We start from the raw sequence: 23400 nt of genomic DNA on the forward strand, positions 1-23400 counted from the left end.
AGCGGATACACCAACGGCGGGTTTCCCCGCCGTTGGTGGTGAAGCAGTGACCGGTTGCCGGCCAGCGACCGGCACTACCGCTTACTTGGCTTCAGCCTTGGCCAGCATGTCCTGGACCGAGGCGGTCGTGATCGGGTGGTAGCCCGGCTTGGCCTTTTCGAAGGCCTGCTTGGCCAGCTCCAGCCCCTTCGGCGTCTTCACCAGTTCGGCATAGATCGGCAGGATCAGCTTGCGACGGCCGACGCGCTCGATGAATGCCGCCGCGCCTTCATTGGCCTGCTCGTAGCCGCTGCGGATCGCCAGCGGGTACCAGCGCATGGCGATCTCGCCATTCGGGGTGCCGGTGAAGTGGAAGGCCTTGTCCAGCGTGGCCAGCTTGTCCAGCGGCTGGGTCGCGCCCAGGCCATCGATGAAGCGCACCCATTCCTGCGTGCTCCAGTCGGCGATGACCTGGCTGCTCGGCACGGTGCCGGCGCTGGCGAAGGCGATGCGCGCGGTATCGACGCTGCTGAAGTTGCGCGACTGCGCCTTGGCCGCGAACGCCGGAATGCCCGGCTCGTCCAGCCATGCCTTCAGTTCGGCCTCGGTCACTGCCGACGGATTCTTCGGCAGCAGGTTCTTCTTCATGTAGTCGACGAACTGGTCGGTGTTCGCGCTCTGGAAAGCATGGTCATCGAACCAGCCACGCAGGAACGGATCGAAGGTCTCGCGGCCGAAGCGCTGTTCCAGGAACTCCAGGAACCACGCACCCTTGACGTAGGCCACCTGGCTGAGGGCTTCGTCGGGATCACGCTCGTTCAGCGGCGGCAGCGCCAGCGCCTGGTCGGCCGGGCTCATGTCCTTCACTTCGGCCAGCAGGTCGGTCTGGTCGATCTGCTTCTCCATCTCGGCCATTTCCTTGCCGTACAGGGCTTCGGTGATGCGGCCCTGGACGTAGGTGGTGAAGCCTTCATTGAGCCAGATGTCCTTCCAGCTGGCGTTGGTCACCAGGTTGCCCGACCAGCTGTGCGCCAGTTCGTGGGCGACCAGCGAGACCAGCGACTTGTCGCCGACGATCACGGTCGGGGTGGCGAAGGTCAGGCGCGGGTTCTCCATGCCACCGAACGGGAACGACGGCGGCAGCACCAGCATGTCGTAGCGGCCCCAGCGGTATTCGCCGTACAGCTTCTCGGCGGCACCGATCATCTTCTCGGTGTCCTCGAATTCCTTGGCGGCCTTGTTGACCATGGTCGGCTCGGCCCAGACGCCGGAGCGGCCGGAGATCGGCTCGAACACCAGGTCGCCAGCGGCGATGGCCAGCAGGTAGGACGGAATCGGCTGCGGCATCTTGAAGGTGTAGTCACCATCACGCGCGGCCTTCGGATCGTTGTCGGCGCTCATCAGCACCATCACGTCCGGGCGCGAGACCACGTGCGCGCTGTAGGTGAAGCGCACGCTCGGGGTGTCCTGCAGCGGCACCCACGAACGGGCATGGATGGCCTGCGACTGGCTGAACATGAAGGGCAGCTTCTTGCCCTCGGTCATCGACGGCGCCAGCCACTGCAGGCCCGAGGCGGTCGGTGCGGTGTGGTAGGTCACTTCCACCTTGGCCGGCTGTTCCGCAGCCTCGATGGTCAGCTTGCTGCCGAACACCTTGTCGGCCGGGGCCAGCTCGAACTTCAGCGGGCTGCGCGCGCCATCGGCGGCGACGGCCTCGACCTTGGACACGGTCAGCTCGCGAGTGTCGAGCACCAGCTGCCTGGCGTCCTTCTGTTTCCATTCCAGGGTGTAGGTGGCGGTACCGCCGATCTGCTTCTGGTCGAAGTCCAGCTTCAGATCCAGCGCGATGTCCTTGATGACGACCTTGTCCGGCTCGGCGTACGAGCTCTCGTCGTGGCTGCGGTTCTCGGCGTTCACGGGGGCGGCAGGGGCCTTTGCGGCAGTCGGGGCGGCGGCGGGCGTGGCCGCCTCCTGGGAGCAGCCGGCGGCCAGGGCCACGGCCAGCGGAAGGAGCATCAGCGGATTACGCATGAATCGGGACCGTTACGGGGATCAAACCCCAATGGTACCTCCCTCGGGCCCGGCAGGCGTTGCGCGGTGCGAGGTAATGGCCGGCACAGCGCCGGTAGTGCCGGCCAGCGGCCGGCACTACCGGAACACCGGGCTTACAGCTTGTAGCCGGAGTGGATCGAGACGATGCCGCCGGTCAGGTTCTTGTAGTGGCAGCGCTCGAAGCCGGCCTGCCCCATCATCGCCTTCAGTTCGTCCTGCGGCGGATGCTTGCGGATGCTCTCGGCCAGGTACTGGTAGCTGTCCGAATCGTTGGCGAACAACTTGCCCAGCCTGGGCAGGATCTTGAACGAGTGGAAGTCGTAGATCGGCTTGAACCAGTCGGCAGTGACTTCGGAGAACTCCAGCACGCGGGCCTGGCCGCCCACCTTCAGCACGCGGTACATCTCGCGCAGGCCGGCGTCCTTGTCGGTCACGTTGCGCAGGCCGAAGGCAATGGTGACCAGGTCGAAGCTGTTGTCCGGGAACGGCAGGGCTTCGGCGTTGCACTGCACGTAGTCCAGGCCAAGCACCAGGCCGCGGTTGGTCAGGCGGTCCCGGCCGACCGACAGCATGCCGGCGTTGATGTCGCCCAGCACCACCGAGCCCTCGGCGCCGACGCGTTCCTTCAGCAGGGCGGCGATGTCGCCGGTGCCGCCGGCCAGATCGAGCACGCGGTCGCCCGGCTTCACCTGCGCGGTCGCGACGTAGTAGCGCTTCCACGCCCGGTGCACGCCCAGGCTCATCAGGTCGTTCATCAGGTCGTAGTTGCGCGCGACCGAGGTGAACACCTGGCCGACCAGCTTCTGCTTGTCCTTGGCGGCGACGTCGCGGAACCCGAAATGGGTGGTACCGGCTTTATAGGGGGATTCGCTCATGGCCCCGATTATCGCACCGCCGGGGGCCAGCGGCACCCCCTGCCCGTATGATGGCGGGCCACGACTGACCGGAGCCCCCGCATGATCACCACGCCCGACTACCAGGCCCTGCTGCAGACCGCCATCGCCGAAGCCCGCCAGGGCCTGGCCGAGGGCGGCGTGCCGATCGGCGCGGCGCTGTACCACAACGACGGCCGCCTGCTCGGCTGCGGCCACAACCGCCGCGTGCAGGAAGGCGACCCGTCGGTGCACGGCGAAACCGACGCCTTCCGCAAGGCCGGCCGCCAGCGCCGCTACCAGGACACCATCATGGTCACCACCCTGGCGCCGTGCTGGTACTGCTCGGGCCTGGTGCGCCAGTTCAACATCGGCACCGTGGTGGTGGGCGAATCGCGCACGTTCCAGGGCGGCATCGACTGGCTGCGCGAGAACGGCGTCAACGTGATCGACCTCGACAACCAGGAATGCGTTGACCTGCTCGGCGATTTCATCAGCCGCCATCCGGACATCTGGAACGAAGACATCGGTGAATGAGCCACACACCGTCATCCGTTGAACCCGTTTAATGAACGCTTCAGTGCCGCCACCTCTTAGTGCGGACAGCGTTTGCGGCCATTGCCGTGACCGCGCGCACAGTCAGCTGGACTGCGTGCACACACTGCGGTAACACCCCACCCGGCTGACACGCCTAGGGTGGGGTTACCGGGGCTCGTTTCCCCGGCGGAGCCAGCCATGTGCGCGCACGCCGTACGACCTACGCCCGACCCGATCCTCGAATCCATCCGCGAACGCCTGCAGCAGCACTTCGCGCTGCACCGGCGCAGTGCGTCGTTCTGGAGTGCCTACCAGGGCCTGCAGCTGGAACTGGTGCGCGGCCAGCCGCGCGATCACGAGCGACTGTGCAACGCGATGGCCACCATGGCCGAGCAGATGGGGGCGGTCGAGCACGCGCAACTGATCAGCAATCGCCACACCGGCTCCACATCCCGCTGACGCGGCATGCACCGGCAGATACGCCACACTCCGATGAACCCCCACTCCCTTCCCACTCAACCGAACTGGATTGTCATGCACGCTGAAGTCCCCACCATTCCCCCGGTCATCAACGTAGACGCCGAGCTTGACCACTGGCGCCGCCAGCATGCCGAGGGCGCACTGCCGCACAACTCGTTCGGCTCCTACGTGCCGTGGATCAAGTTCGCCTGTGATTCGCTGATCACCCAGCCGCGCGCCAGCGAGGCCGAACGTGACGAAATGTTCCAGACCCAGTACGCCCTGCAGATCATGCCGCGGCTGAGCGAAGCACAGGCCCGCGAGTTCGTCGACCTCTGCTGGCAGCACGTCTATCAGAGCAGCCCGGTGCGCAGCCTGCAGGCGCCACGACTGCAACGCATGCGCGCCTGACGGCCGCTGCACGGCGCCTCCACGCGCCACTGCCGATCATCCTCGTCACCTGAGTGGGACGACGACGATGAAAGCACGAAACCTGTTCAATACGATCGCCAAGAAGGCCGCGGCCGCCACGGGCTCGCCGTGGACCTTCCTGGCTGCAGTGGCGATCGTGGTGATCTGGGGCATCAGTGGCCCGGTGTTCGGCTTCAACGACACCTGGCAGCTGGTGATCAACACCGGCACCACCATCATCACCTTCCTGATGGTGTTCCTGATCCAGCACACGCAGAACGCGGACACCGCCGCGATGCAGATCAAGCTGGACGAGCTGATCCGGGCAACCGCCGAGGCCAACAACGAGCTGCTGGATCTGGAAGAACTGGACGAGGCACGCCTGGAAGAGATCCGCGCCGAGTACGAGCAGATGGCGCGCGAAGCCGGCGATGCGCTCGCGCGGGTGCGCGCCTGCCATGCAGCGCGGCGCGACGATGAAGCGATCTGACGGTAGCGCCGGGCCATGCCCGGCGAGCGCGATACCCGGAAGAATCCCACACGGGCCATCGCCCTCGGCTGATAACGGCGGACATCCCATCAGTGCAGACTGGCGCCATGTCCAGCCGTCAGCTGGAACGCGGCCGCCACTCCCGTATCGGGGGCTACTACGTCCTCACCACGGTCGTACGCCACCGGCGTCCGGTCTTTGAAGATCCACGTTGTGCAACGTGTCTTGTGGGTGCATTGAGGTATGTTGAACGCACGGGCCTCAGTCGGTCCTTTGCTTGGGTCGTCATGCCTGACCATCTGCACTGGCTGATGCAGCTGCGCGACGGATCACTGGCGCGCATGATGGGAACGGTGAAATCCCGCAGCAGCCGGTTGCTGGGGCAGCAGTTCGGCATACAGACGCCTTTGTGGCAGCCGAGCTATTTCGATCACGCGGTACGCAGCGAGGAAGCCTTGAGGCGCCATGCGTTGTACATCCTGGGCAACCCCATCCGAGCAGGGTTGACCCTGCATCTCGATGAATATCCGTTTGCATGGTGCCGTTGGCCCATGCGGTAGCGCCTGGCCATGCCCGGCGAGCACGAAGTGCGGTCCGCCCAGACGTCAGGCATGCAGGAACGAAAAGCCGCCGGGCGTGGCCCGGCGCTACCGGTATCGAATTGCTGCTCAGCCGCGCTCGTGCCAGCCGCCGCCCAGTACCTTGTACAGGGTGATGCGGTTGGCCTGCTGGGCCAACTGCGCCTGCAACTGGGTCTGCTGCGCGTTGTAGGCAGTACGTCGTGCGTCCAGCAGGGTCACGAAGCTGTCCAGGCCGGCGTCGTAACGTGCCTGCGACAGGCGGTTGGCCTGTTCGGCCGCTTCCACCAGGCGCTGCTGTGAACTCACCTGTTCATCCAGGCTGACATTCAACGCCAGCGCATCGGCGGTTTCGCGGAAGCCCACCTGGATCGACTTCTCGTACTGCGCCAGTGCGATATCACGATCAGCGTTGGCGACGGCCAGGTTGGCGCGCAGCTTGCCGCCCTGGAAGATCGGCAGGGTGATCTTCGGCAGGAAACTCCATACGCGAGTGCCGCTGTCGAACAGGCTGGACAATTCGCTGGAGCCACTGCCAATGCTACCGGTCAGCGAGATGCTCGGGAAGAACGCGGCACGTGCCGCGCCGATGTTGGCATTGGCGGCCAGCAGCTGGTGTTCGGCGGCCATGATGTCCGGGCGCTGCAGCAGCACATCGCTGGGCAGGCCGGCCGGCGGAGGCGCCAGTGCCAGCAACTGCGGTTCGATGCCGTCCGGCAGCAGCGCCGGATCCAACTGGCCACCGGCCAGCAGCGCCAGCGCGTTGCGGTCCTGGGCCAGCTGGCCACGCAGGCGCGCTGCATCAGTGCGCGCGGTCTCGACCAGCGTGCGGGTCTGGGTCAGTTCCAGTGCCGAACTGCCACCACGCTCGTGGCGGGCCTCGGCCAAGCGCAACGAATCCTCGTAGGTCTTCAGCGTGGCATCGGCGATCTTCAGACGCTGGGCATCGGCACCGTAGGTCAGCCACGCCGTCGCTGTCTCAGCCACCAGGCTCAGCTGCGCGTTGCGACGATTGGCAGCTACGGCAAAGTACTGCTGCAGTGCCGCTTCGCTGAGGTTGCGCACGCGGCCGAACAGGTCCAGCTCGAACTCGGCCACGCCGACACCGGCGGTGAACTGCTCGGTGACGCCAGCGTCGGTGCCCTGGCGCTGCATCTGGCCGGTGACGGCCACGCCGGGCACGCGGTCGGCGCGCTGCACGCGGTACTGGCCGCGCGCGCGTTCAACGTTGAGCACGGCCACGCGCAGGTCGCGGTTGTTCTGCAGCGACTGCTCGATCACCTGCTGCAGGCGCGCATCGGTGAAGAAATCGCGCCAGCCGACGGCGGCGACATCAGCCACCTGGCCCTGTGCAGCCTCGGCCGGCCACTGCGCCGGGATGGCGGGCGCAACGGCGGTGTTCTTCGGCACCAGAGTGGAACAGCCGACGAGCGCGAGCACGCCGGCCAGGGATACAGCAAGAGAAGAGAATTTCATGGCGACACCTTGGGGGTCACGGTGGTAGCGCCGGGCCATGCCCGGCGGCTACGCGGTGAGGCATCCGCCGGGCATGGCCCGGCGCTACCGGATTTCATCACTCGGCGGTCTTGCGCTTGAACACGCGCTGCACCACCACGAAGAACAGCGGTACGAAGAACACGCCGAGCACGGTGCCGACGATCATGCCGCCGAGCACGCCGGTGCCGATCGCCTGCTTGGCGCCGGAGCCGGCACCGGTGGAGATCGCCAGCGGTACCACGCCCATGCCGAAGGCCAGCGAGGTCATCACGATCGGGCGCAGGCGGTCGCGCACCGCATGCATGATCGCCTCGATCAGGCCCGCGCCCTTCTCCAGGTTTTCCTTGGCGAACTCGACGATCAGGATCGCGTTCTTGCTGGTCAGGCCTACCGTGGTCAGCATCGCCACCTGGAAATAGATGTCGCGCTCCAGGCCCTTGAAGGTATTGGCCAGCACTGCGCCGAGGATACCCAGCGGGGCCGCCAGCAGCACCGCCGTCGGCACGCTCCAGCTTTCGTACATCGCGGCCAGGCACAGGAACACGATCATCAGCGACAGCGTGTACAGCAACGGCGTCTGCGAGCCCGCCTGGCGTTCCTGGTAGGACATCGCCGTCCACTCGATGCCGAAGCCCGCAGGCAGCTGCTTGGCCAGTTGCTCGATCTCGGCCATGGCATCGCCGGAGGCAACACCCGGGGCCGGTTCGCCCTGGATCTCCATCGCCGACACACCGTTGTAGCGCTCCAGGCGCGGCGAACCGTAATCCCAGTGCTTGGTGGCGAACGCGCTGAACGGCACCATCTCGCCCTTGTCGTTCTTCACGGACCAGAGGTCGAAGTCCTCCGGGACCATGCGGAACGGCTGGTCGGCCTGCACGAACACGCGCTTGACGCGGCCACGATCGACGAAGTCGTCGATGTACGAGCTGCCCCACGCAGCGGCCAGCGTGCCGTTGATCTGGTCGATCGACAGCCCCAGCGAGGTCGCCTTGGCCGCGTCGATGTCGATGCGGAACTGCGGCGTGTCCTCCTGGCCGTTCGGGCGCACGTTGGCCAGCTTCTTGCTGCCGGCGGCCAGGCCGAGCAGCTGGTTGCGTGCGGCCACCAGTGCCTCGTGGCCCTGGCCGCTGTTGTCCTTCAGGAAGAAGGTATAGCCCGAGGCGGTACCCAGTTCCGGAATGGCCGGCGGCGGGAAGGCGAAGATGAAGGCATCCTTGATCTGGCCCAGGGCTGCCATCGCACGACCGGTGATCGGCATCACGCCATTGTTGGCGTCACGCTCGCTCCAGTCCTTCAGCTTGACGAACGCCATGCCGGCGTTCTGGCCCATGCCGGCGAAGCTGAAGCCCTGCACGGAGAACACCGAATCCACCGCATCCTTCTCGTTCTGCAGGAAGTGGTTCTCCAATGCCGCGATCGATTCCAGCGTGCGCTCCTGGGTGGCGCCGACCGGGGCCTGCACCAGCGCCATCAGCACGCCCTGGTCTTCGTTGGGCAGGAACGAGCTGGGCAGGCGCACGAACAGCACGCCCATCAGCACGAACAGTGCCGCCACGATGCCCATGAAGCGCCACGGACGATGGATGATGCCGCGCACACCACGCTGGTAACTTTCGCTGGTGCGGTCGAAGCCGCGGTTGAAACCGTTGAAGAAGCGACCGGCCAGGCCGCGGTGGGCAACATGATGCTCGCCCTTCTTCAACGGCTTGAGCATGGTCGCGCACAGTGCCGGCGTCAGCACGATCGCCACCAGTACCGACAACGCCATTGCAGAGACGATCGTGGCCGAGAACTGCCGGTAGATCACGCCGGTGGATCCGCTCATGAAGGCCATCGGCACGAACACCGCCGACAGCACCAGGCCGATACCCACCAGCGCACCGGTGATCTGGCCCATCGACTTGCGGGTCGCTTCAAGCGGCGACAGTCCTTCCTCGGACATGATGCGCTCGACGTTCTCCACCACCACGATGGCGTCGTCCACCAGCAGGCCGATCGCCAGCACCATCGCGAACATGGTCAGCATGTTCACCGAGAAGCCCAGCATCGCCAGCACGCCGAAGGTACCCAGCAGCACCACCGGCACGGCGATGGTCGGGATCAGGGTGGCGCGGAAGTTCTGCAGGAACAGGTACATCACCACGAACACCAGCACGATCGCTTCGAGCAGGGTCTGCACCACGCCCTTGATCGACACGCGCACGAAGGGGGTGGTGTCGTACGGGATCTCGGCCTTCAATCCGGCCGGGAAGAAGCTCTTCATGTCGTCCAGCGCAGCATCCACGCCGGCAGCGGTATCCAGCGCATTGGCGCCGGTCGCCAGGGTGACCGCCAGGCCGCTGGCCGGCTGGCCGTTGTAGCGGGTGACGAAGTCGTAGGACTCGGCACCCAGTTCGACGCGGGCAACGTCGCCCAGGCGCAGCTCGGCACCGTCCTGCGCGCCGCGCACGATGATGTTGCGGAACTGTTCCGGGGTCTGCAGGCGCGACTGCGCGTTGATGGTGGCGTTGAGCTGCTGGCCCTTCACCGACGGCGCACCGCCGAGCTGGCCGATCGCCACCTGGGCGTTCTGCGCCTTGATCGCCGCAGTCACTTCCGCGACGGACAGGCCATAGGTATGCAGCTTGTTCGGGTCCAGCCAGATGCGCATGGCGTACTTGCCACCGAATACCTGGATGTTGCCCACGCCCGGCACGCGGCTGAGGCGGTCGACGACATTGGAACCGACGTAGTCGGCGATGTCGTTGGCGTCCATGCTGCCGTTCTCGGACACGAACGCGATGACGTTCAGGAAGCCCGAGCTGGACTTGGCCACGTTGATGCCCTGCCGCTGCACTTCCTGCGGCAGCAGCGGCATGGCCAGCTGCAGCTTGTTCTGCACCTGCACCTGGGCGATGTCCGGGTTGGTGCCGCTCTCGAAGGTCAGGGTGATGGTGGCCTGGCCGTTGGACGAGCTGTTGGAGGAGAAGTAGATCAGGCCATCAAGGCCCTTCATGTTCTGCTCGATGATCTGCGTCACCGAGTCTTCGACCACCTTGGCCGATGCACCCGGGTAGGTGGCGCTGATTTCCACCGCCGGCGGCGCGACGTTGGGGTACATCGAGACCGGCAGCTTGAACAGGGCCAGGCCGCCGGCGAGCATGATGATGATGGCGATCACCCACGCGAAGATGGGTCGATCGATGAAAAAGCGTGCCATGGGGTTCTCCGCTTACTTCGCGTCGCCGGCCGGGGCGGCAGGCTGGGCGGCGGCCGCCGGCTTGGCCGGTACGTCGCCCTTTTCGGTGGCCTTGACCGGCATGCCGGGGCCGATCTTCTGCAGGCCTTCCACGATGACCTTGTCACCGGCCTTCAGGCCGTCCTCGACCAGCCACTTGTCGCCAACCGTGCGGCTGACCTTGACCGGGCGTACTTCGACCTGGTTGTCCTTGCCGACCACCATCGCCGTGGTATCGCCCTTCGGATCGCGGGCGATGCCCTGCATCGGCACCAGCACGGCATCACTGCGCACGCCGCCGCCGATCACCGCACGCACGTACATGCCCGGCATCAGCAGGCCGTCCGGGTTGTCCACCTTCACGCGCAGGCCGAAGCTGCCGGTGGTCGGATCGACGCTGACTTCGGAGAACTCCAGCGTGCCCTTGTGCTCGAAGGTGCTGCCGTCTTCCATCAGGATGCTGACCGGCAGGGTCTGGTTGTCCTGCAGGCGGCCGGCAGCCAGTTCGCGGCGCAGCTGCAGCAGCTCGGCCGAGGACTGGGTCAGGTCGACATAGATCGGATCCAGCTGCTGCACCGTAGCCAGTGCATTGGCCTGGCCGGCGCTGACCAGCGCACCCTGGGTGACGCTGGACTTGCCGATGCGGCCGCTGATCGGCGCGGTGATGCGGGCGTAGCCCAGGGTGACGTTGGCTGCGTCCAGCGATGCCTTCGCGGCACCGACATCCGCCTCGGCCTGCTTCTGCGCGGCCACGGCATTTTCCAGGTCCTGCTGGCTGACCGCATCGACCTTGGCCAGCTCGGTGATGCGCTTGGCGCTCAGCCGGGCGGCGTTGGCGGTGGCCTCGGCGCGGGCCAGCTGGGCGCGGGCACTGTTGGCCTGGGCGCGGTAGCTGGCGTCCTCGATCTGGTACAGCGGCTCGCCGGCCTTGACCATGCCACCTTCGGTGAACAGGCGCTTGGCGACGATGCCATTGACCTGCGGCCGCACTTCGGCGACCAGGAAGGCGTTGGTACGGCCCGGCAGTTCGCGGGTCAGGCCCACGGTCTCGGACTTCAGCGTGACCACAGTGACGTCACCCGGGCCCTGCTCGGGGGCCTGGGGTTGGCCGCCGCAGGCAGCCACGGTCGCGGCGATCGCCAGCGACAGCGCAAAGGGTCGGATTCGGCTCAGCAACATGACGGAAAGGCTCTTAGGGGAAGGAATCTCAAATCGCGCTGATACAGGCCGAAAGCGCCAGCAGGCAACGCTCACCAGCGGGGAGTGGGAGCCGGACCGGCCTGCCACGCACACGACGGGAATGATGGGAGCGAAATATACATACATGCTTGTTTGTTTGTAAACCGGTACAATTCAGCCACGTTTCACCCGCACTCGTACCCATCCATGGCCCGCAAGACCAAAGAGGACACCCAGGCAACCCGGGAAGGCATCCTTGACGCCGCCGAAGCCTGCTTCCATGAACACGGCGTGGCCCGTACCACGCTGGAGATGATCGGTGCCCGCGCCGGCTATACCCGCGGTGCGGTCTACTGGCACTTCAAGAACAAGAGCGAGGTGCTGGCCGCGATCGTCGAGCGCGTGCATCTGCCTTTCATGCAGGAGCTGGAGCGCACCTCGACCGACCAGCGCGACACGCCGGTGCACGACCTGCGCGCGGTGATGATCCACTCGTTCATCGAACTGTCCGAGGACGAGCGCCTGCGCAAGACCATGGAGATCATGCTGCGCAGCGATGCGTCGGCTGACACCAAGGTGCTGACCGAACTGCAGCAGGCCGGTTTCCGCGATGCGTTGGACCGGATGGAGCGCGCCCTGCGCCGCGCCCGCGATCTGGGCCAGCTGCGCGAGGGTGCAGACCCGAAGATCGCCGCACGCATGCTGCACGCCACCGTGCTGGGCGTACTGCACGGTGCGATGGTCGAACCGGAACTGATGGACCTCAAGCGCGATGGCATGCTCGCACTGGACATGACCCTGGCCGCCTACGTGAAGGACGGCGTGTTCGTTCCCGGCACCGTGCCCGAGCCGCTGCCCGAGGCATGAGCGGGGTCGCTGTGGCCATCGCAGCCCCAATGTGAGGACAGACGCATGATCCTGGACAACGTGGTGTGGGGCTTCATCGGCTGCGGCAGCGTCACCGAGAAGAAGAGCGGCCCCGCCCTGGCCAACACACCCGGCTCACGGGTGGCGGCGGTCATGCGCCGCAATGCCGCATTGGCCGAAGACTATGCGCGGCGCCACGCGGTGCCACGCTGGTACACGGATGCCGACGCGCTGATCGGCGATCCGGACGTGAACGCTGTGTACGTTGCAACACCGCCCTCCACGCACATGCAGTACGCATTGCAGGCGATCGCCGCGGGCAAGCCGGTCTATATCGAGAAACCCATGGCCCTGGACCTCGCCGAATGCGAGCGCATCCTGGAAGCCAGTGCACGCCGTGGCGTGCCCGTGTTCGTCGCCTACTACCGCCGCGCCCTGCCCCGATTCGCGCAGGTGAAGCAGCTGCTGGACAGCGGCGCGATCGGTACACCGCGCAGCGTTCGCGCCACCCTGCATCGGCCGCATTCGGTGAATGCCGCATCGCCGGACTTCTGGCGGACCAATCCCGCGATCTCCGGCGGCGGGCTGTTCGTCGATCTGGGCTCGCACACCTTGGACCTGCTCGATCATCTACTGGGGCCGCTGAGCGATGTGCGCGGCCTGGCCAGTTCATTGGCCGGCGCTTACGCCGCCGAGGACAGCGTCTCGATGTGCTTCCGCATCGGGCCAGGCGTGCATGGCATCGCGCAATGGAGCTTCTGCGCGTTCCGCCGCCAGGATGAGATCGAGATCACCGGCGACCGCGGCCAGCTGCGTTTCGCCACCTTCGAGGATGTACCGGTGGTGCTGGAGACCGAAGCCGGTGTGCAGACATTCGACATCCCCAACCCGTCGTCGATCCAGCAACCGTTGATCGCGCATCTGGTGGACGAGCTGCGCGGCAGCGGCCGTTCGCCCTCGACCGGCGTAAGTGCTGCCCGCACCAGCGCGGTGATCGACCAGGTGCTGCAGGCCTACCGCGCCCGGCAATCGTGCTGAGCGCCAACGCAAAAGGCCGCCCTGCGGCGGCCTTTTCTGTTGCAGTGGATGGAGTCAGGGCCCTCGCCGTGGCGAGGGATCCGGCCGGATCGGGCGTTACAGGATGTAGCGGCTCAGGTCCGGGTCCTGCACCAGCTCACCCAGGTGTGCATCGACGTAGGCGCTGTCGATGGCCAGGGTTTCGCCATCGCGGTCCGGTGCCTCGTAGCTGAGCGAATCCAGCAGGCGCTCCAGCACCGTATGCAGGCGGCGCGCGCCGATGTTTTCCTGGCGCTCGTTCACCTGGAAGGCGATCTCGGCCAGGCGCTCGATGGCATCGGCGGTGAAACTGACCTTGACGCCCTCGGTGGCCAGCAACGCTTCGTACTGCTTGGTCAGCGCAGCCTTCGGCTCGGTCAGGATACGCACGAAATCACCCTTGCTCAGCGCACCCAGTTCCACGCGGATGGGGAAACGGCCCTGCAGCTCCGGAATGAGGTCGCTGGGCTTGGCCAGGTGGAACGCGCCCGACGCGATGAACAGGATGTGGTCCGTCTTGATCGTGCCGTACTTGGTGGACACGTTCGAGCCTTCCACCAGCGGCAGCAGGTCGCGCTGCACGCCTTCGCGGGAGACATCGCCACCGCCCACGTTGTCGCCGCGCTTGGCAACCTTGTCGATCTCGTCGATGAAGACGATGCCGTGCTGCTCGCAGGCCTCGATCGCCGCGGTGCGGATATCGTCTTCGTTGACCAGCTTGCCGGCTTCTTCCTCGATCAGCAGCGGGCGCGCAGCCTTGATGGTCAGCGTGCGCTTGTGCGCCTTCGCGCCGCCGCCGAGGTTGGCGAACATCGACTTCAGCTGCTGGCCCATTTCCTCCATGCCCGGCGGGGTCATGATGTCCATGCTGACATTGGCGGCCAGGTCGAGCTCGATCTCACGCTCGTCCAGCTCGCCGTTGCGCAGCATCTTGCGGAACTTGATGCGGGTCTCGTTGTCCTGCGCCGACGGCTCGTTGCGGGCGGCTTCCGGATCGAAACCGATGCCACCGCTGCGGCGCGGCAGCAGCGCATCGAGGATACGGTCTTCGGCGCGTTCCTCGGCCTGGGTACGCACGCGCACCTTGGCCTGTTCGCGGTACAGCTTGACCGCGGTATCAGCAAGGTCGCGGATGATCTGCTCGACGTCCTTGCCGACGTAGCCCACTTCGGTGAAGCGCGTGGCTTCGACCTTCACGAACGGCGCGTTGGCCAGCGTAGCCAGGCGGCGCGCGATCTCGGTCTTGCCGACACCGGTCGGGCCGATCATCAGGATGTTCTTCGGCATCACTTCATTGCGAAGCTCCGGCGCCAGCTGCATGCGGCGCCAGCGGTTGCGCAGGGCGATGGCCACGGCACGCTTGGCGTCGTGCTGGCCCACGATATGCCGGTCCAGTTCCTGCACGATCTCGCGCGGGGTCATGGTGGCGGAGGAAACTTCGATCTTCGACATGGATGTGCTCACGGATTCAGATGCATGTAGAGCCGAGCCATGCTCGGCTGACGGGCAGCCCTGCCGAGCATGGCTCGGCACTACAGAAGAGCGGTCACAGCTCCTCAACCACCACGTTGCGGTTGGTGTAGATGCAGATGTCGCCGGCGATGCCGATCGCCTCGCTGGCGATGGTGCGTGCATCCAGTTCGGTGTGCGCCATCAACGCGCGCGCGGCCGATAGTGCATAGGAACCACCGGAGCCGATGGCGATGATGCCGTCCTCCGGCTCGATCACATCACCGGTGCCGCTGATGATCAGCGAGGTTTCCTTGTCAGCCACTGCCAGCAGAGCTTCGAGCTTGCCCAGGCGGCGCTCGGTGCGCCAATCCTTGGCCAGCTCGACCGCAGCGCGCTGCAGCTGGCCGTGCTTTTCCAGCTTGGCCTCGAACAGCTCGAACAGGGTGAAGGCATCGGCGGCGGCACCGGCGAAACCGGCCAGCACCTGGCCGTCGCGGCCAAGGCGGCGCACCTTGCGCGCGTTGCCCTTCATCACGGTGTGGCCCAGCGTGACCTGGCCGTCGCCGGCAATGGCCACGTGCTCGCCGCGACGGACGCAGACGATGGTGGTGGCGTGGAAAACGTTGGGGTTCTGACTGGGGTCCATGATGCCTCCGGGGTGACAGAACCAGAGGTGGGGACTGCGCTGCGCCCTTCAAGCCACCCGCGACCGGCTGACGCAGGGGCAACGTTCAGCTTTCTCCGCTGCCCTCATTGCTGCGTCGACGCTTGGCGCGCGGATGCGCGGCGTCGTAGACCTTGGCCAGGTGCTGGAAATCGAGGTGGGTATAGATCTGCGTGGTGGCGATGTCGGCATGGCCCAGCAGCTCCTGCACACCACGCAGGTCGCCGGACGATTCCAGGATGTGGCTGGCGAAACTGTGCCGCAGCATGTGCGGATGCACCTGCTTGAACAGGCCCTGGCGCTGCGCCAGCTGGCGGATGCGGATCTGCACCGCACGCTGGCTGATTGGCCCGTTGCGACCGGGGAACACCGGCGATGCCGGACCACCGCCACTTTCCGCGCGCCACGCCTGCAGCGCTTCGCGTGCCGGCCGCCCGAACGGCACCCGGCGCTGGCGGTTGCCCTTGCCCAGCACGTTGACCAGCCCGCTGTCGAAATCCAGGTCGCGCCAGGTCAGCGCGCAGACTTCGCTCAGGCGCAGGCCGGAGGAATAGAACAGTTCCAGCAGCGCACGGTCACGGCGGCCGAGGTCACCTTCCGGCTTCAGTTCGACCAGCTGCACCGCCTCATCGGCGTCAAGGACCTGCGGCAACCGGCGCGGCGCGCGCGGTGCCTTCAGCGTCGCTGCCGGACTGACCTCGATGCGCCCGTGCTTGAGCAGCCAGGCATAGAAGCTGCGGCAGGCCGACAGGCGGCGTTGCAGGCTCTTGGCCGACAGGCCGCGGCGATGCTCGTCGGCGACGAACTGGCGCAACGCATCGGCATCGAGCGCCTCCACCGCTACGCCACGCGGTTCGGCCCAGACCGCTAGCGCGTCCAGGTCGCGGCGGTAGGCGTCAAGCGTATGCGCCGACATCCGCCGCTCCACCTGCAGGTGCTGCAGGAAGGCCTGTACCGCGCTCATCGTCGTCCGGTCCTGCTCAGTCGTGGAAGCGCTTCAGGCCAGTGGCCAGGGCGTCGCCCATCATGCGCAGGAACAGCGTGCCCATGCCCGGGTAGAAGCGGTTCGGGTCGTGGCTGCCGACCGCGATCAGGCCGACGCCCGGCAACGGCAGCAGCGCGGTGGTCTGCACTTCCTCGCTGCGCACGCCGTACAGGACGGCATTCTTTTCCGGCTGCAGGCGGCCGCAGATCGGCTCGCCGTCGTTCAGGCAATCGCGGAACGGGCCCAGTTGCGGATCATCGGCAGCAATCACCTGCAGCCAGTCGGCCTGTTCCAGCCCGGCCACCGGCGCATGCACCACCAGCCGCACCAGGTCGCCGGCGAAGTCTTCCTGCAGCGATGCGGCCATCGCGCGCAGGGTATCGGCCGCGTTGTCCTGCTTCATCAGTGCCAGGGTCAGCTGGTGCGTGCGCACTGCCAGGCGTTCATTGACCTGTGCGGTGGCGCCCAGGTCGGCCAACCGTCGTGCCAGCTCGCGGTTCTTCTCGCGCAGCACTTCCAGCTGGTAGCTGGCCAGCGATGCGGTCGGGCCGTCATCGCGCGGCACCACCAGGGTCAGGGCCAGGTCCGGGAACTGCTTGAGGAAGCCGGGATGCCGCCGCAACCAGGCAGCGACTTCATGGGCCCCGAGCTTGTCGACGGTTTCGCTCATGCCATCCACTCCCCTTCGAAGACGAATGCGGTCGGGCCCGCCATCACCACCGGCTGGCCATCGCCCGGCCACTGGATGCGCAGGTCACCTCCGGGCAGGCTGATGCGCGCATCGCGCTGCAGGCGGCCGCGCTGCATCAGGGTCACGGCGGCGGCGCAGGCGCCACTGCCGCAGGCCAGGGTCTCGCCGACACCGCGCTCGAACACGCGCAGGCGGGCGTGCGCCGGGCCCATCACCTGGGCGAAGCCCACGTTCACCGAGCGCGGGAACGACGCGTGCTGCTGCAGCAGCGCACCGACGCGCTCGACCGGTGCAGCATCGATCAGGCCCACTTCGATCACCGCATGCGGGTTGCCCATCGACACCGCAGCAAAGCGGACGCTCTCGCCCTGCAGCGGCAGCAGGTATTCCTCGCGCGGGTGGGCGAAGCCCATCAGCGGCACGTTGGCCGGCTCGAAAGCAGGCACGCCCATCGTCACCGCAAACTGCCCTTCGCCCAGCACCCGCACCTCATGGCTGGCCAGCGGGCTGTCGATGACGAACGCATCGCCCTGCGCACTGCCCTCGCGCACCAGCCAGGCCGCGATGCAGCGCGCGCCATTGCCGCACTGCTCGGAATTGGAACCGTCGGCGTTCCAGATGCGGTACGAGGCCACCGAGCCTTCCGCACGCGGCGCCTCGATGGTCAGGATCTGATCGCAGCCGACGCCGGTATGGCGGTCGGCCAGGCGCGCGGCCAGTTCAGGCGTGGGCGGCGCAGTGCCGTCACGCAGGTCGATCACTACGAAGTCATTGCCCGCGCCATGCATCTTGCTGAAGCGCAAGGCCCTGGAACCGGCCTTACTCATTCCCGCTGCCCGCCTTCTTCGCTGGCGCGGGTGCCGGCTGGGTGGTCGTTGCAGCCGGGTCGACGGTCGTGGCCGGGGCAACGGCGCCTTGGGCCTCGGCCGGGGTCGCCTCGGTGGCGGGCTCGGCGGCCGGTTCGACGGTTTCTTCCACCGGCACCGGCTTCTGCGGCAGTACCAGCGGGCCCTTGTTGCCGCAGGCGGCGAGGAGCAGCAGCGAGGCCGCTGCCAGCGGAATCAGGATGGCGTTTCGATGGGGGATCTTCATGCCCCGAGTATAGCCATTGGCGGCTGAGCGGTTCGTGCAGGGGATCGGGTTGCCGGCCAGCGGCCGGCACTACCGCAGGCGCTCAATCCGCGGGCGGTGGCAACGGCCGCGTCCACAGCCAGATCGCCACCACGGTCATGCTGCCGATCGAGAACCACTTCACCCAGGCGACCGGCACGCACCACAGCATGATGCAGGCGCACACCGCCATGGTGATCGTGGCCATCCACTTGCCGTAGCGGCTGACCGCACCATGTGCCTGCCAGTTGGCGATGGCCGGGCCGAAGCGCGGGTGCTGCAGCAGCCAGGTGTGCAGGCGTTCGGACCCACGTGATGCAGCCCACGCCGAGATCAGGATGAATACGGTGGTCGGGAGGCCCGGCACGAAGATGCCGACGATGCCGGTGCCCAGGCTGACGTAGGCCAGCAGCCACCACGCCCAGCGGAAACGCACCACGCGCGGTGGCGTGGCGGTATCGCGGGATGCGGAGGGCTCGGGCAGGCTCATGGCCGCAAGGATAACGGTTCGGGGTGCCCGGCAACGCCCGGCACCCCTTCGCCGTTACGGCTGGGCGATGCCCAGCTGCTGCAGCACGAACGCGTACGACTCGGACAGCTCGCGGTAGCGCTGGAAGCGCCCCGACTTGCCGCCGTGGCCGGCTTCCATGTTGGTGCGGAACAGGATCGGGTAGGGGCCGGTGTTGTGATCACGCAGCTTGGCCACCCACTTGGCCGGCTCCCAGTACTGCACCTGCGAATCCCACAGGCCGGTACCCACGAACAGCGCCGGGTACGCCTGCTGCTTCACGTTGTCGTAGGGCGAGTAGGACAGCATGTAGTCGTAATACGGCTTCTGCTCCGGGTTGCCCCACTCATCGTATTCGTTGGTCGTCAGCGGAATGGTCGGGTCGAGCATGGTGGTGACCACGTCGACGAACGGGACCTGCGCCACCATCACCCGGTAATCCTGCGGGGCCTGGTTGGCCACCGCGCCCATCAGCAGGCCACCGGCGCTGCCGCCGGACGCGGCGACACGATCCTTCGCCGCCCAGCCCTGTGCGACCAGGCCGCGGGTGACGTCGATGAAGTCGTTGAAGGTGTTCTGCTTGTGCAGCAGCTTGCCGTTCTCGTACCAGTCGCGGCCCATTTCCTGGCCGCCGCGGATATGGGCGATGGCATACACCACGCCGCGGTCGAGCAGGCTCACCGCCGTCTGGTTGAAGTACGGGTCCATCGACATGCCGTAGCTGCCGTAGGCGTACTGGAACAGCGCGCCCTTGCCGTCCTTCTGGTAGCCCTTGCGGTAGACCAGCGACACCGGCACCTTCACGCCATCGCGTGCGGTGATCCAGACGCGGTCGGTTTCGTACTTCGAGGCGTCATAGCCGATCACCGGCTGCACCTTCAGCTGGCGACGCTCACCGGTGGCGGTGTTCAGCTCGAACACGGTGGTCGGGGTTGTCATCGAGGTGTAGACGTAGCGCAGCCACGGCGTATCGGCCTCGGTGTTGTCGCCCAGGCCCATCGAGTACGCCGGCTCATCAGCCTTCACGTAGTCGCTGCGGCCATCCTTGAACAGCAGGCGGATGCGCTCCAGGCCCTCGGAACGTTCGGCGATGGCGGTGTAGCTGTCGAACAGCTCGAAGCCTTCGATGAACACCGCATCGTCATGCGCGATCCAGTCCTTCCACTGCGCACGCGAGGTGGCATCGGTCGGTGCGGTGACCAGCTTGAAATTCTTCGCACCGTCGTTGGTGCGGATCACCCAGCGGCCGTCGTAGTGGTCGGCGTCGTACTCGACATCGCGCTGGCGCGGGGCCAGCACGGTGAAGGTGGTCGGATCGCTGGCCGGTGCGTAGCGCTCTTCCGAGGACACCGTGCTGTGCACGCCGATGGTGATGAAGCGATCGTCGCGGGTGCGGCCGATGCCCATGTAGAAGCTGTCGTCCTTCTCTTCGTAGACGACGGTGTCGGCGCTGGCTGGAGTGCCCAGCACGTGCTTCTTCACGCGCACGGTGAGCAGCGTTTCCGGATCGTTCTCGACATACAGCACGGTGCGGTTGTCGTCGGCCCAGACCAGGTCGCCGGAGCTGCCGGTGATCACATCGGGCAGCACCTTGCCGGTGGCCAGATCCTTGAAGCGGATCGTGTACTGGCGGCGGCCGACATCATCATCGGCCCAGGCCAGCAACTGGTTGTCCTGGCTGACATCCATCGAGCCGACGCTGAAGTAGCCCTTGCCCGCAGCCATCGTATTGACGTCCAGCAGGATTTCCTCGGCGGCCTCCATGCTGCCCTTGCGGCGTGCGTGGATGGGGTAATCCTGGCCGGTCTCGAAACGGCTGTAATACCAGTAGCCGCGCTCGCGCGCCGGCACGCTGGAATCGTCCTGCTTGATGCGGCCGACGATCTCCTTGTACAGGGTGTCTTCCAGTGGCTTCAGCGGTGCCAGCAGCTGATCGGCGTAGGCATTCTCGGCCTGCAGGTAGGCCAGCATGTCCTTGTCCGTGCGCTTGTCATCGCGCAGCCAGTAATAGTCATCGTTGCGGGTCGCGCCGAACGGCGCCTTGACCACGTGCGGATGCCTGGCGGCGTCCGGCGGAACGGGCGGAGTGGCGGCGGTAGCAGTCGTGGTCATCAGGCTGGCGAGCAACAGGCAGAGGGTGGACTTCATGAAGTAGGGTTCCTGGCGCATCAATGCAATGGTCTTCGGCGGGGTCAGATCCCTTTTCCCGAAAAGGGATCTGACCCCAATCGCAGCCAAGCGGCAACCCTGCAGATCGTCATGGGCCATGCCGACCGGCGTACCATGGATCCATGAGTACCCTGCCCCACACGCCGGGCTACAGCCGGCGCAGCCATGAAATCGCCCCGTTCCATGTGATGTCCCTGCTGGCCCGCGCGCAGGCGCTGGAACAGGCCGGCCACGATGTGATCCACCTGGAAATCGGCGAACCGGACTTCACTACCGCCGAACCGGTCGTGCGGGCCGGCCAGGCCGCACTGGCCGCCGGCCATACCCGCTACACCGCCGCACGTGGCCTGCCGGCCCTGCGCCAGGCGATCAGCGGTTTCTATCGCAGCCACTACGGTCTGGACATCGATCCTGAACGCATCCTGGTCACCCCGGGTGGGTCCGGTGCGTTGCTGTTGGCCAGCAGCCTGCTGGTCGATCCCGGCCGCCACTGGCTGCTGGCCGACCCCGGCTACCCCTGCAACCGCCACTTCCTGCGCCTCGTCGAAGGCGGCGCACAGCTGGTGCCGGTCGGCCCGGACACTGCGTACCAGCTCACGCCGTCCCTGGTGGAACAGCATTGGAATGCCGACAGCGTCGGCGCGCTGGTTGCCTCACCGGCCAACCCGACCGGCACGGTGCTCTCCGCCGACGAACTGGCTGCACTGTCGCAGACCCTGCACGCGCGGGGCGGCCACCTGGTGGTGGACGAGATCTATCACGGCCTGACCTACGGCCTGGACGCGCCCAGCGTGCTGCAGGTGGACGACAACGCATTCGTACTGAACAGTTTTTCCAAGTACTTCGGCATGACCGGGTGGCGGCTGGGCTGGCTGGTGGCGCCGCCGTCCGCAGTACCGGATCTGGAGAAGCTGGCGCAGAACCTGTACATCAGCGCCTCAAGCATCGCCCAGCACGCCGCGCTCGCCTGCTTCAGCGAGGAATCCATGGCGATCTTCGAGCAGCGCCGCGACGCGTTCCGCCAGCGTCGCGACTTCCTGCTGCCGGCACTGCGTGAGCTGGGCTTCCGTATCGAAGTCGAGCCACAGGGCGCGTTCTACCTGTACGCCGACGTCAGTGCATTCACCGACGACGCGCAGGCATTCTGCGCGCATTTCCTGGAAACCGAGCACGTGGCGTTCACCCCGGGCCTGGATTTCGGCTTCCATCGTGCCAACCAGCACGTGCGCCTGGCCTATACCCAGGAGGTGCCGCGATTGCAGGAGGCGGTGGCGCGGATCGCGCGTGGGTTGAAGCATTTCCGGTAGCGCCGGGCCATGCCCGGCGGCATCCTGCCGCGCTACGCGCGCGCCGGGCATGGCCCGGCGCTACCCGATAACGGAAAACGCCGCCCTGGGGCGGCGTTTTCCGTTCTGCTTACTTGCCGCCCAACCGCTCCCACAGGAAGCTGTAGGCCAGCGCCGACATGTGCGCGGCCTGCGCGTTGTTGGCGGCGCCGCCGTGCCCCCCTTCGATGTTCTCGTAGTAGGTCACGTCCTTGCCGGCGTCGATCATCTTCGCCGCCATCTTGCGGGCATGCCCCGGGTGCACGCGGTCGTCGCGGGTCGAGGTCGTGAACAGCACCGGCGGGTAGTTCTTCTTCGCGTTGAACAGGTGGTACGGCGAGAAGGTCTTGATGAACTCCCAGTCACTGGTATCCGGGTTGCCGTACTCGGCCATCCATGAGGCACCCGCCAACAGGTGGCTGTAGCGCTTCATGTCCAGCAACGGCACCTGCACCACCACCGCACCGAACAGCTCCGGGTACTGGGTCAGCATGTTGCCGGTCAGCAGGCCACCGTTGCTGCCGCCCTGCACGCCCAGGTGCTTGGCGCTGGTGATCTTGCGCTTGACCAGGTCCCGCGCCACCGCGGCCATGTCTTCGTAGGCCTTGTGGCGGTTCTGCTTCAGCGCCGCCTGGTGCCAGCGCGGGCCGTACTCGCCGCCACCACGGATGTTGGCCACCACGTACACGCCGCCCTTCTCCAGCCAGGCGCGGCCCATGCCACCGGAATAGCTCGGGGTCAGCGAGATCTCGAAGCCACCGTAGCCGTACAGCAGCGTCGGATTGGAACCATCGAGCTTCATCGCCCTGTCGTGCACCACGAAGTACGGCACGCGGGTGCCGTCCTTGCTGGTGGCGAAGTGCTGCTCGATCACCTTGCCTTTGGCGTCGAAGAAGGCCGGCATGGTCTTCAGCGTTTCCGGGGCCTGGCCGATCTCGGCCAGCGCCAGCGTGGTCGGGGTCAAGTAGTCGGTGGCGGTCAGCCACACCGCGTCGCTGTCATTGCTGTCCACTGCAGCCACGCCCAGCGTGCCGAAGGCAGGGGCGCCGACGAAGCGGCTGGTCTTCCAGCCATCTGCGCCCGGGGTCAGCACCGACAGGCGGTTCTTGACGTCGTCCAGCACGTTCAGCACAAGATGGCTCTTGGTCCAGGTGGCGCTGGCCAGCGAGGTGGTCGCGGTCGGGGTGAACAGCACCTCGAAGTCGCGCTTGCCGGCCAGGAAGTCGTCCAGCTGGGTGGCCAGCAGCGAACCGGAGGCATAGGTCTTGCCGCCCACGGTCCACGGATCGCGCAGTTCCAGGG

The 23400-nt window shown here is 66.5% G+C and carries 22 protein-coding genes; 8 read left to right on the forward strand and 14 right to left on the reverse strand.

Annotated elements, in window-relative coordinates:
- Positions 1 to 81: 81 nt before the first annotated feature.
- Both AB839_RS13035 and ubiE read right to left on the reverse strand, forming a co-directional pair.
- On the reverse strand, positions 82 to 2010 hold the full coding sequence (locus tag AB839_RS13035) for a M1 family metallopeptidase (RefSeq protein WP_061479695.1): 1929 nt from the start codon (positions 2008 to 2010) through the stop codon (positions 82 to 84).
- A gap of 134 nt (positions 2011 to 2144) precedes the next feature.
- Complete coding sequence (gene ubiE, locus AB839_RS13040) at positions 2145 to 2906, reverse strand: bifunctional demethylmenaquinone methyltransferase/2-methoxy-6-polyprenyl-1,4-benzoquinol methylase UbiE (RefSeq protein ID WP_005419407.1); 762 nt, start codon at positions 2904 to 2906, stop codon at positions 2145 to 2147.
- Between the two features lie 81 nt (positions 2907 to 2987).
- Here ubiE and AB839_RS13045 point away from each other — a divergent pair, with 81 nt between their 5' ends.
- The 5 genes from AB839_RS13045 to AB839_RS21210 all read left to right on the forward strand — a co-directional run bounded on the left by AB839_RS13045 (position 2988) and on the right by AB839_RS21210 (position 5360).
- Positions 2988 to 3440: a nucleoside deaminase gene (locus tag AB839_RS13045; protein ID WP_005419409.1), complete on the forward strand. Its 453-nt coding sequence runs from the start codon at positions 2988 to 2990 to the stop codon at positions 3438 to 3440.
- Positions 3441 to 3638: 198 nt separating this feature from the next.
- Entirely contained in the window at positions 3639 to 3899 is a 261-nt protein-coding gene (locus AB839_RS13050) for a hypothetical protein (protein ID WP_021203905.1), read from the forward strand.
- A gap of 75 nt (positions 3900 to 3974) precedes the next feature.
- Positions 3975 to 4310: a hypothetical protein gene (locus tag AB839_RS13055; protein ID WP_021203904.1), complete on the forward strand. Its 336-nt coding sequence runs from the start codon at positions 3975 to 3977 to the stop codon at positions 4308 to 4310.
- 67 nt (positions 4311 to 4377) lie between these two features.
- Positions 4378 to 4800 (forward strand): low affinity iron permease family protein, encoded by a 423-nt coding sequence (locus tag AB839_RS13060; RefSeq protein ID WP_019660693.1) that lies wholly within the window; start codon positions 4378 to 4380, stop codon positions 4798 to 4800.
- Positions 4801 to 4907: 107 nt separating this feature from the next.
- Positions 4908 to 5360 (forward strand): transposase, encoded by a 453-nt coding sequence (locus AB839_RS21210; protein WP_082783342.1) that lies wholly within the window; start codon positions 4908 to 4910, stop codon positions 5358 to 5360.
- A gap of 108 nt (positions 5361 to 5468) precedes the next feature.
- Here the strand turns inward: AB839_RS21210 and smeF are convergent, their stop codons facing one another.
- The 3 genes from smeF to smeD form a co-directional block, all read right to left on the reverse strand.
- Positions 5469 to 6854 carry a multidrug efflux RND transporter outer membrane subunit SmeF gene (gene smeF, locus AB839_RS13070; RefSeq protein WP_061479696.1) on the reverse strand — a complete coding sequence of 462 codons (1386 nt, stop codon included), beginning with the start codon at positions 6852 to 6854 and terminating at the stop codon, positions 5469 to 5471.
- A gap of 97 nt (positions 6855 to 6951) precedes the next feature.
- The gene (gene smeE, locus AB839_RS13075) at positions 6952 to 10074 is read right to left on the reverse strand and encodes a multidrug efflux RND transporter permease subunit SmeE (RefSeq protein ID WP_061479697.1); all 3123 of its coding nucleotides are present in this window, start codon (positions 10072 to 10074) and stop codon (positions 6952 to 6954) included.
- A 12-nt stretch (positions 10075 to 10086) separates the two neighbouring features.
- The gene (gene smeD / locus AB839_RS13080) at positions 10087 to 11271 is read right to left on the reverse strand and encodes a multidrug efflux RND transporter periplasmic adaptor subunit SmeD (RefSeq protein ID WP_061479698.1); all 1185 of its coding nucleotides are present in this window, start codon (positions 11269 to 11271) and stop codon (positions 10087 to 10089) included.
- Positions 11272 to 11478: 207 nt separating this feature from the next.
- On the opposite strand from smeD, the gene smeT reads away from it, so the two are divergent.
- The gene (smeT, locus tag AB839_RS13085) at positions 11479 to 12138 is read left to right on the forward strand and encodes an efflux transporter SmeDEF transcriptional repressor SmeT (protein WP_061479699.1); all 660 of its coding nucleotides are present in this window, start codon (positions 11479 to 11481) and stop codon (positions 12136 to 12138) included.
- Positions 12139 to 12183: 45 nt separating this feature from the next.
- Positions 12184 to 13176 (forward strand): Gfo/Idh/MocA family oxidoreductase, encoded by a 993-nt coding sequence (locus AB839_RS13090; protein ID WP_061479700.1) that lies wholly within the window; start codon positions 12184 to 12186, stop codon positions 13174 to 13176.
- Between the two features lie 96 nt (positions 13177 to 13272).
- Here AB839_RS13090 and hslU read toward each other — a convergent pair whose 3' ends face one another.
- From hslU to AB839_RS13130, 8 genes are all read right to left on the reverse strand, one after another.
- On the reverse strand, positions 13273 to 14646 hold the full coding sequence (gene hslU / locus AB839_RS13095; RefSeq protein ID WP_061479701.1) for an ATP-dependent protease ATPase subunit HslU: 1374 nt from the start codon (positions 14644 to 14646) through the stop codon (positions 13273 to 13275).
- Positions 14647 to 14740: 94 nt separating this feature from the next.
- Positions 14741 to 15292, reverse strand: a complete 552-nt coding sequence (gene hslV / locus AB839_RS13100; RefSeq protein ID WP_005411093.1) for an ATP-dependent protease subunit HslV — start codon at positions 15290 to 15292, stop codon at positions 14741 to 14743.
- Between the two features lie 85 nt (positions 15293 to 15377).
- Entirely contained in the window at positions 15378 to 16274 is an 897-nt protein-coding gene (gene xerC, locus AB839_RS13105; RefSeq protein ID WP_061479702.1) for a tyrosine recombinase XerC, read from the reverse strand.
- A gap of 16 nt (positions 16275 to 16290) precedes the next feature.
- Complete coding sequence (locus AB839_RS13110) at positions 16291 to 16965, reverse strand: DUF484 family protein (protein ID WP_049414366.1); 675 nt, start codon at positions 16963 to 16965, stop codon at positions 16291 to 16293.
- Entirely contained in the window at positions 16962 to 17813 is an 852-nt protein-coding gene (gene dapF / locus AB839_RS13115; protein WP_061479703.1) for a diaminopimelate epimerase, read from the reverse strand. The genes AB839_RS13110 and dapF overlap by 4 nt, the downstream gene beginning before the upstream one ends.
- Positions 17806 to 18078 (reverse strand): lipoprotein, encoded by a 273-nt coding sequence (locus AB839_RS13120; RefSeq protein ID WP_061479704.1) that lies wholly within the window; start codon positions 18076 to 18078, stop codon positions 17806 to 17808. The genes dapF and AB839_RS13120 overlap by 8 nt, the downstream gene beginning before the upstream one ends.
- Before the next feature lie 82 nt (positions 18079 to 18160).
- Positions 18161 to 18586 carry a YbaN family protein gene (locus tag AB839_RS13125; RefSeq protein ID WP_061479705.1) on the reverse strand — a complete coding sequence of 142 codons (426 nt, stop codon included), beginning with the start codon at positions 18584 to 18586 and terminating at the stop codon, positions 18161 to 18163.
- A 54-nt stretch (positions 18587 to 18640) separates the two neighbouring features.
- On the reverse strand, positions 18641 to 20752 hold the full coding sequence (locus AB839_RS13130) for a S9 family peptidase (RefSeq protein ID WP_061479709.1): 2112 nt from the start codon (positions 20750 to 20752) through the stop codon (positions 18641 to 18643).
- A gap of 143 nt (positions 20753 to 20895) precedes the next feature.
- Between AB839_RS13130 and AB839_RS13135 the strand changes: the two genes are divergently transcribed.
- Positions 20896 to 22080, forward strand: coding sequence for a pyridoxal phosphate-dependent aminotransferase (locus AB839_RS13135; protein ID WP_061479706.1), 1185 nt, complete (start codon positions 20896 to 20898; stop codon positions 22078 to 22080).
- Positions 22081 to 22189: 109 nt separating this feature from the next.
- On the opposite strand, the gene AB839_RS13140 is transcribed toward AB839_RS13135, so the two are convergent.
- A partial coding sequence (locus tag AB839_RS13140; protein WP_156476659.1) for a prolyl oligopeptidase family serine peptidase occupies positions 22190 to 23400 on the reverse strand: 1211 nt, incomplete at its 5' end.

Source organism: Stenotrophomonas sp. DDT-1, from assembly GCF_001580555.1.
GTDB classification, from domain to species: Bacteria; Pseudomonadota; Gammaproteobacteria; order Xanthomonadales; family Xanthomonadaceae; genus Stenotrophomonas; species Stenotrophomonas sepilia.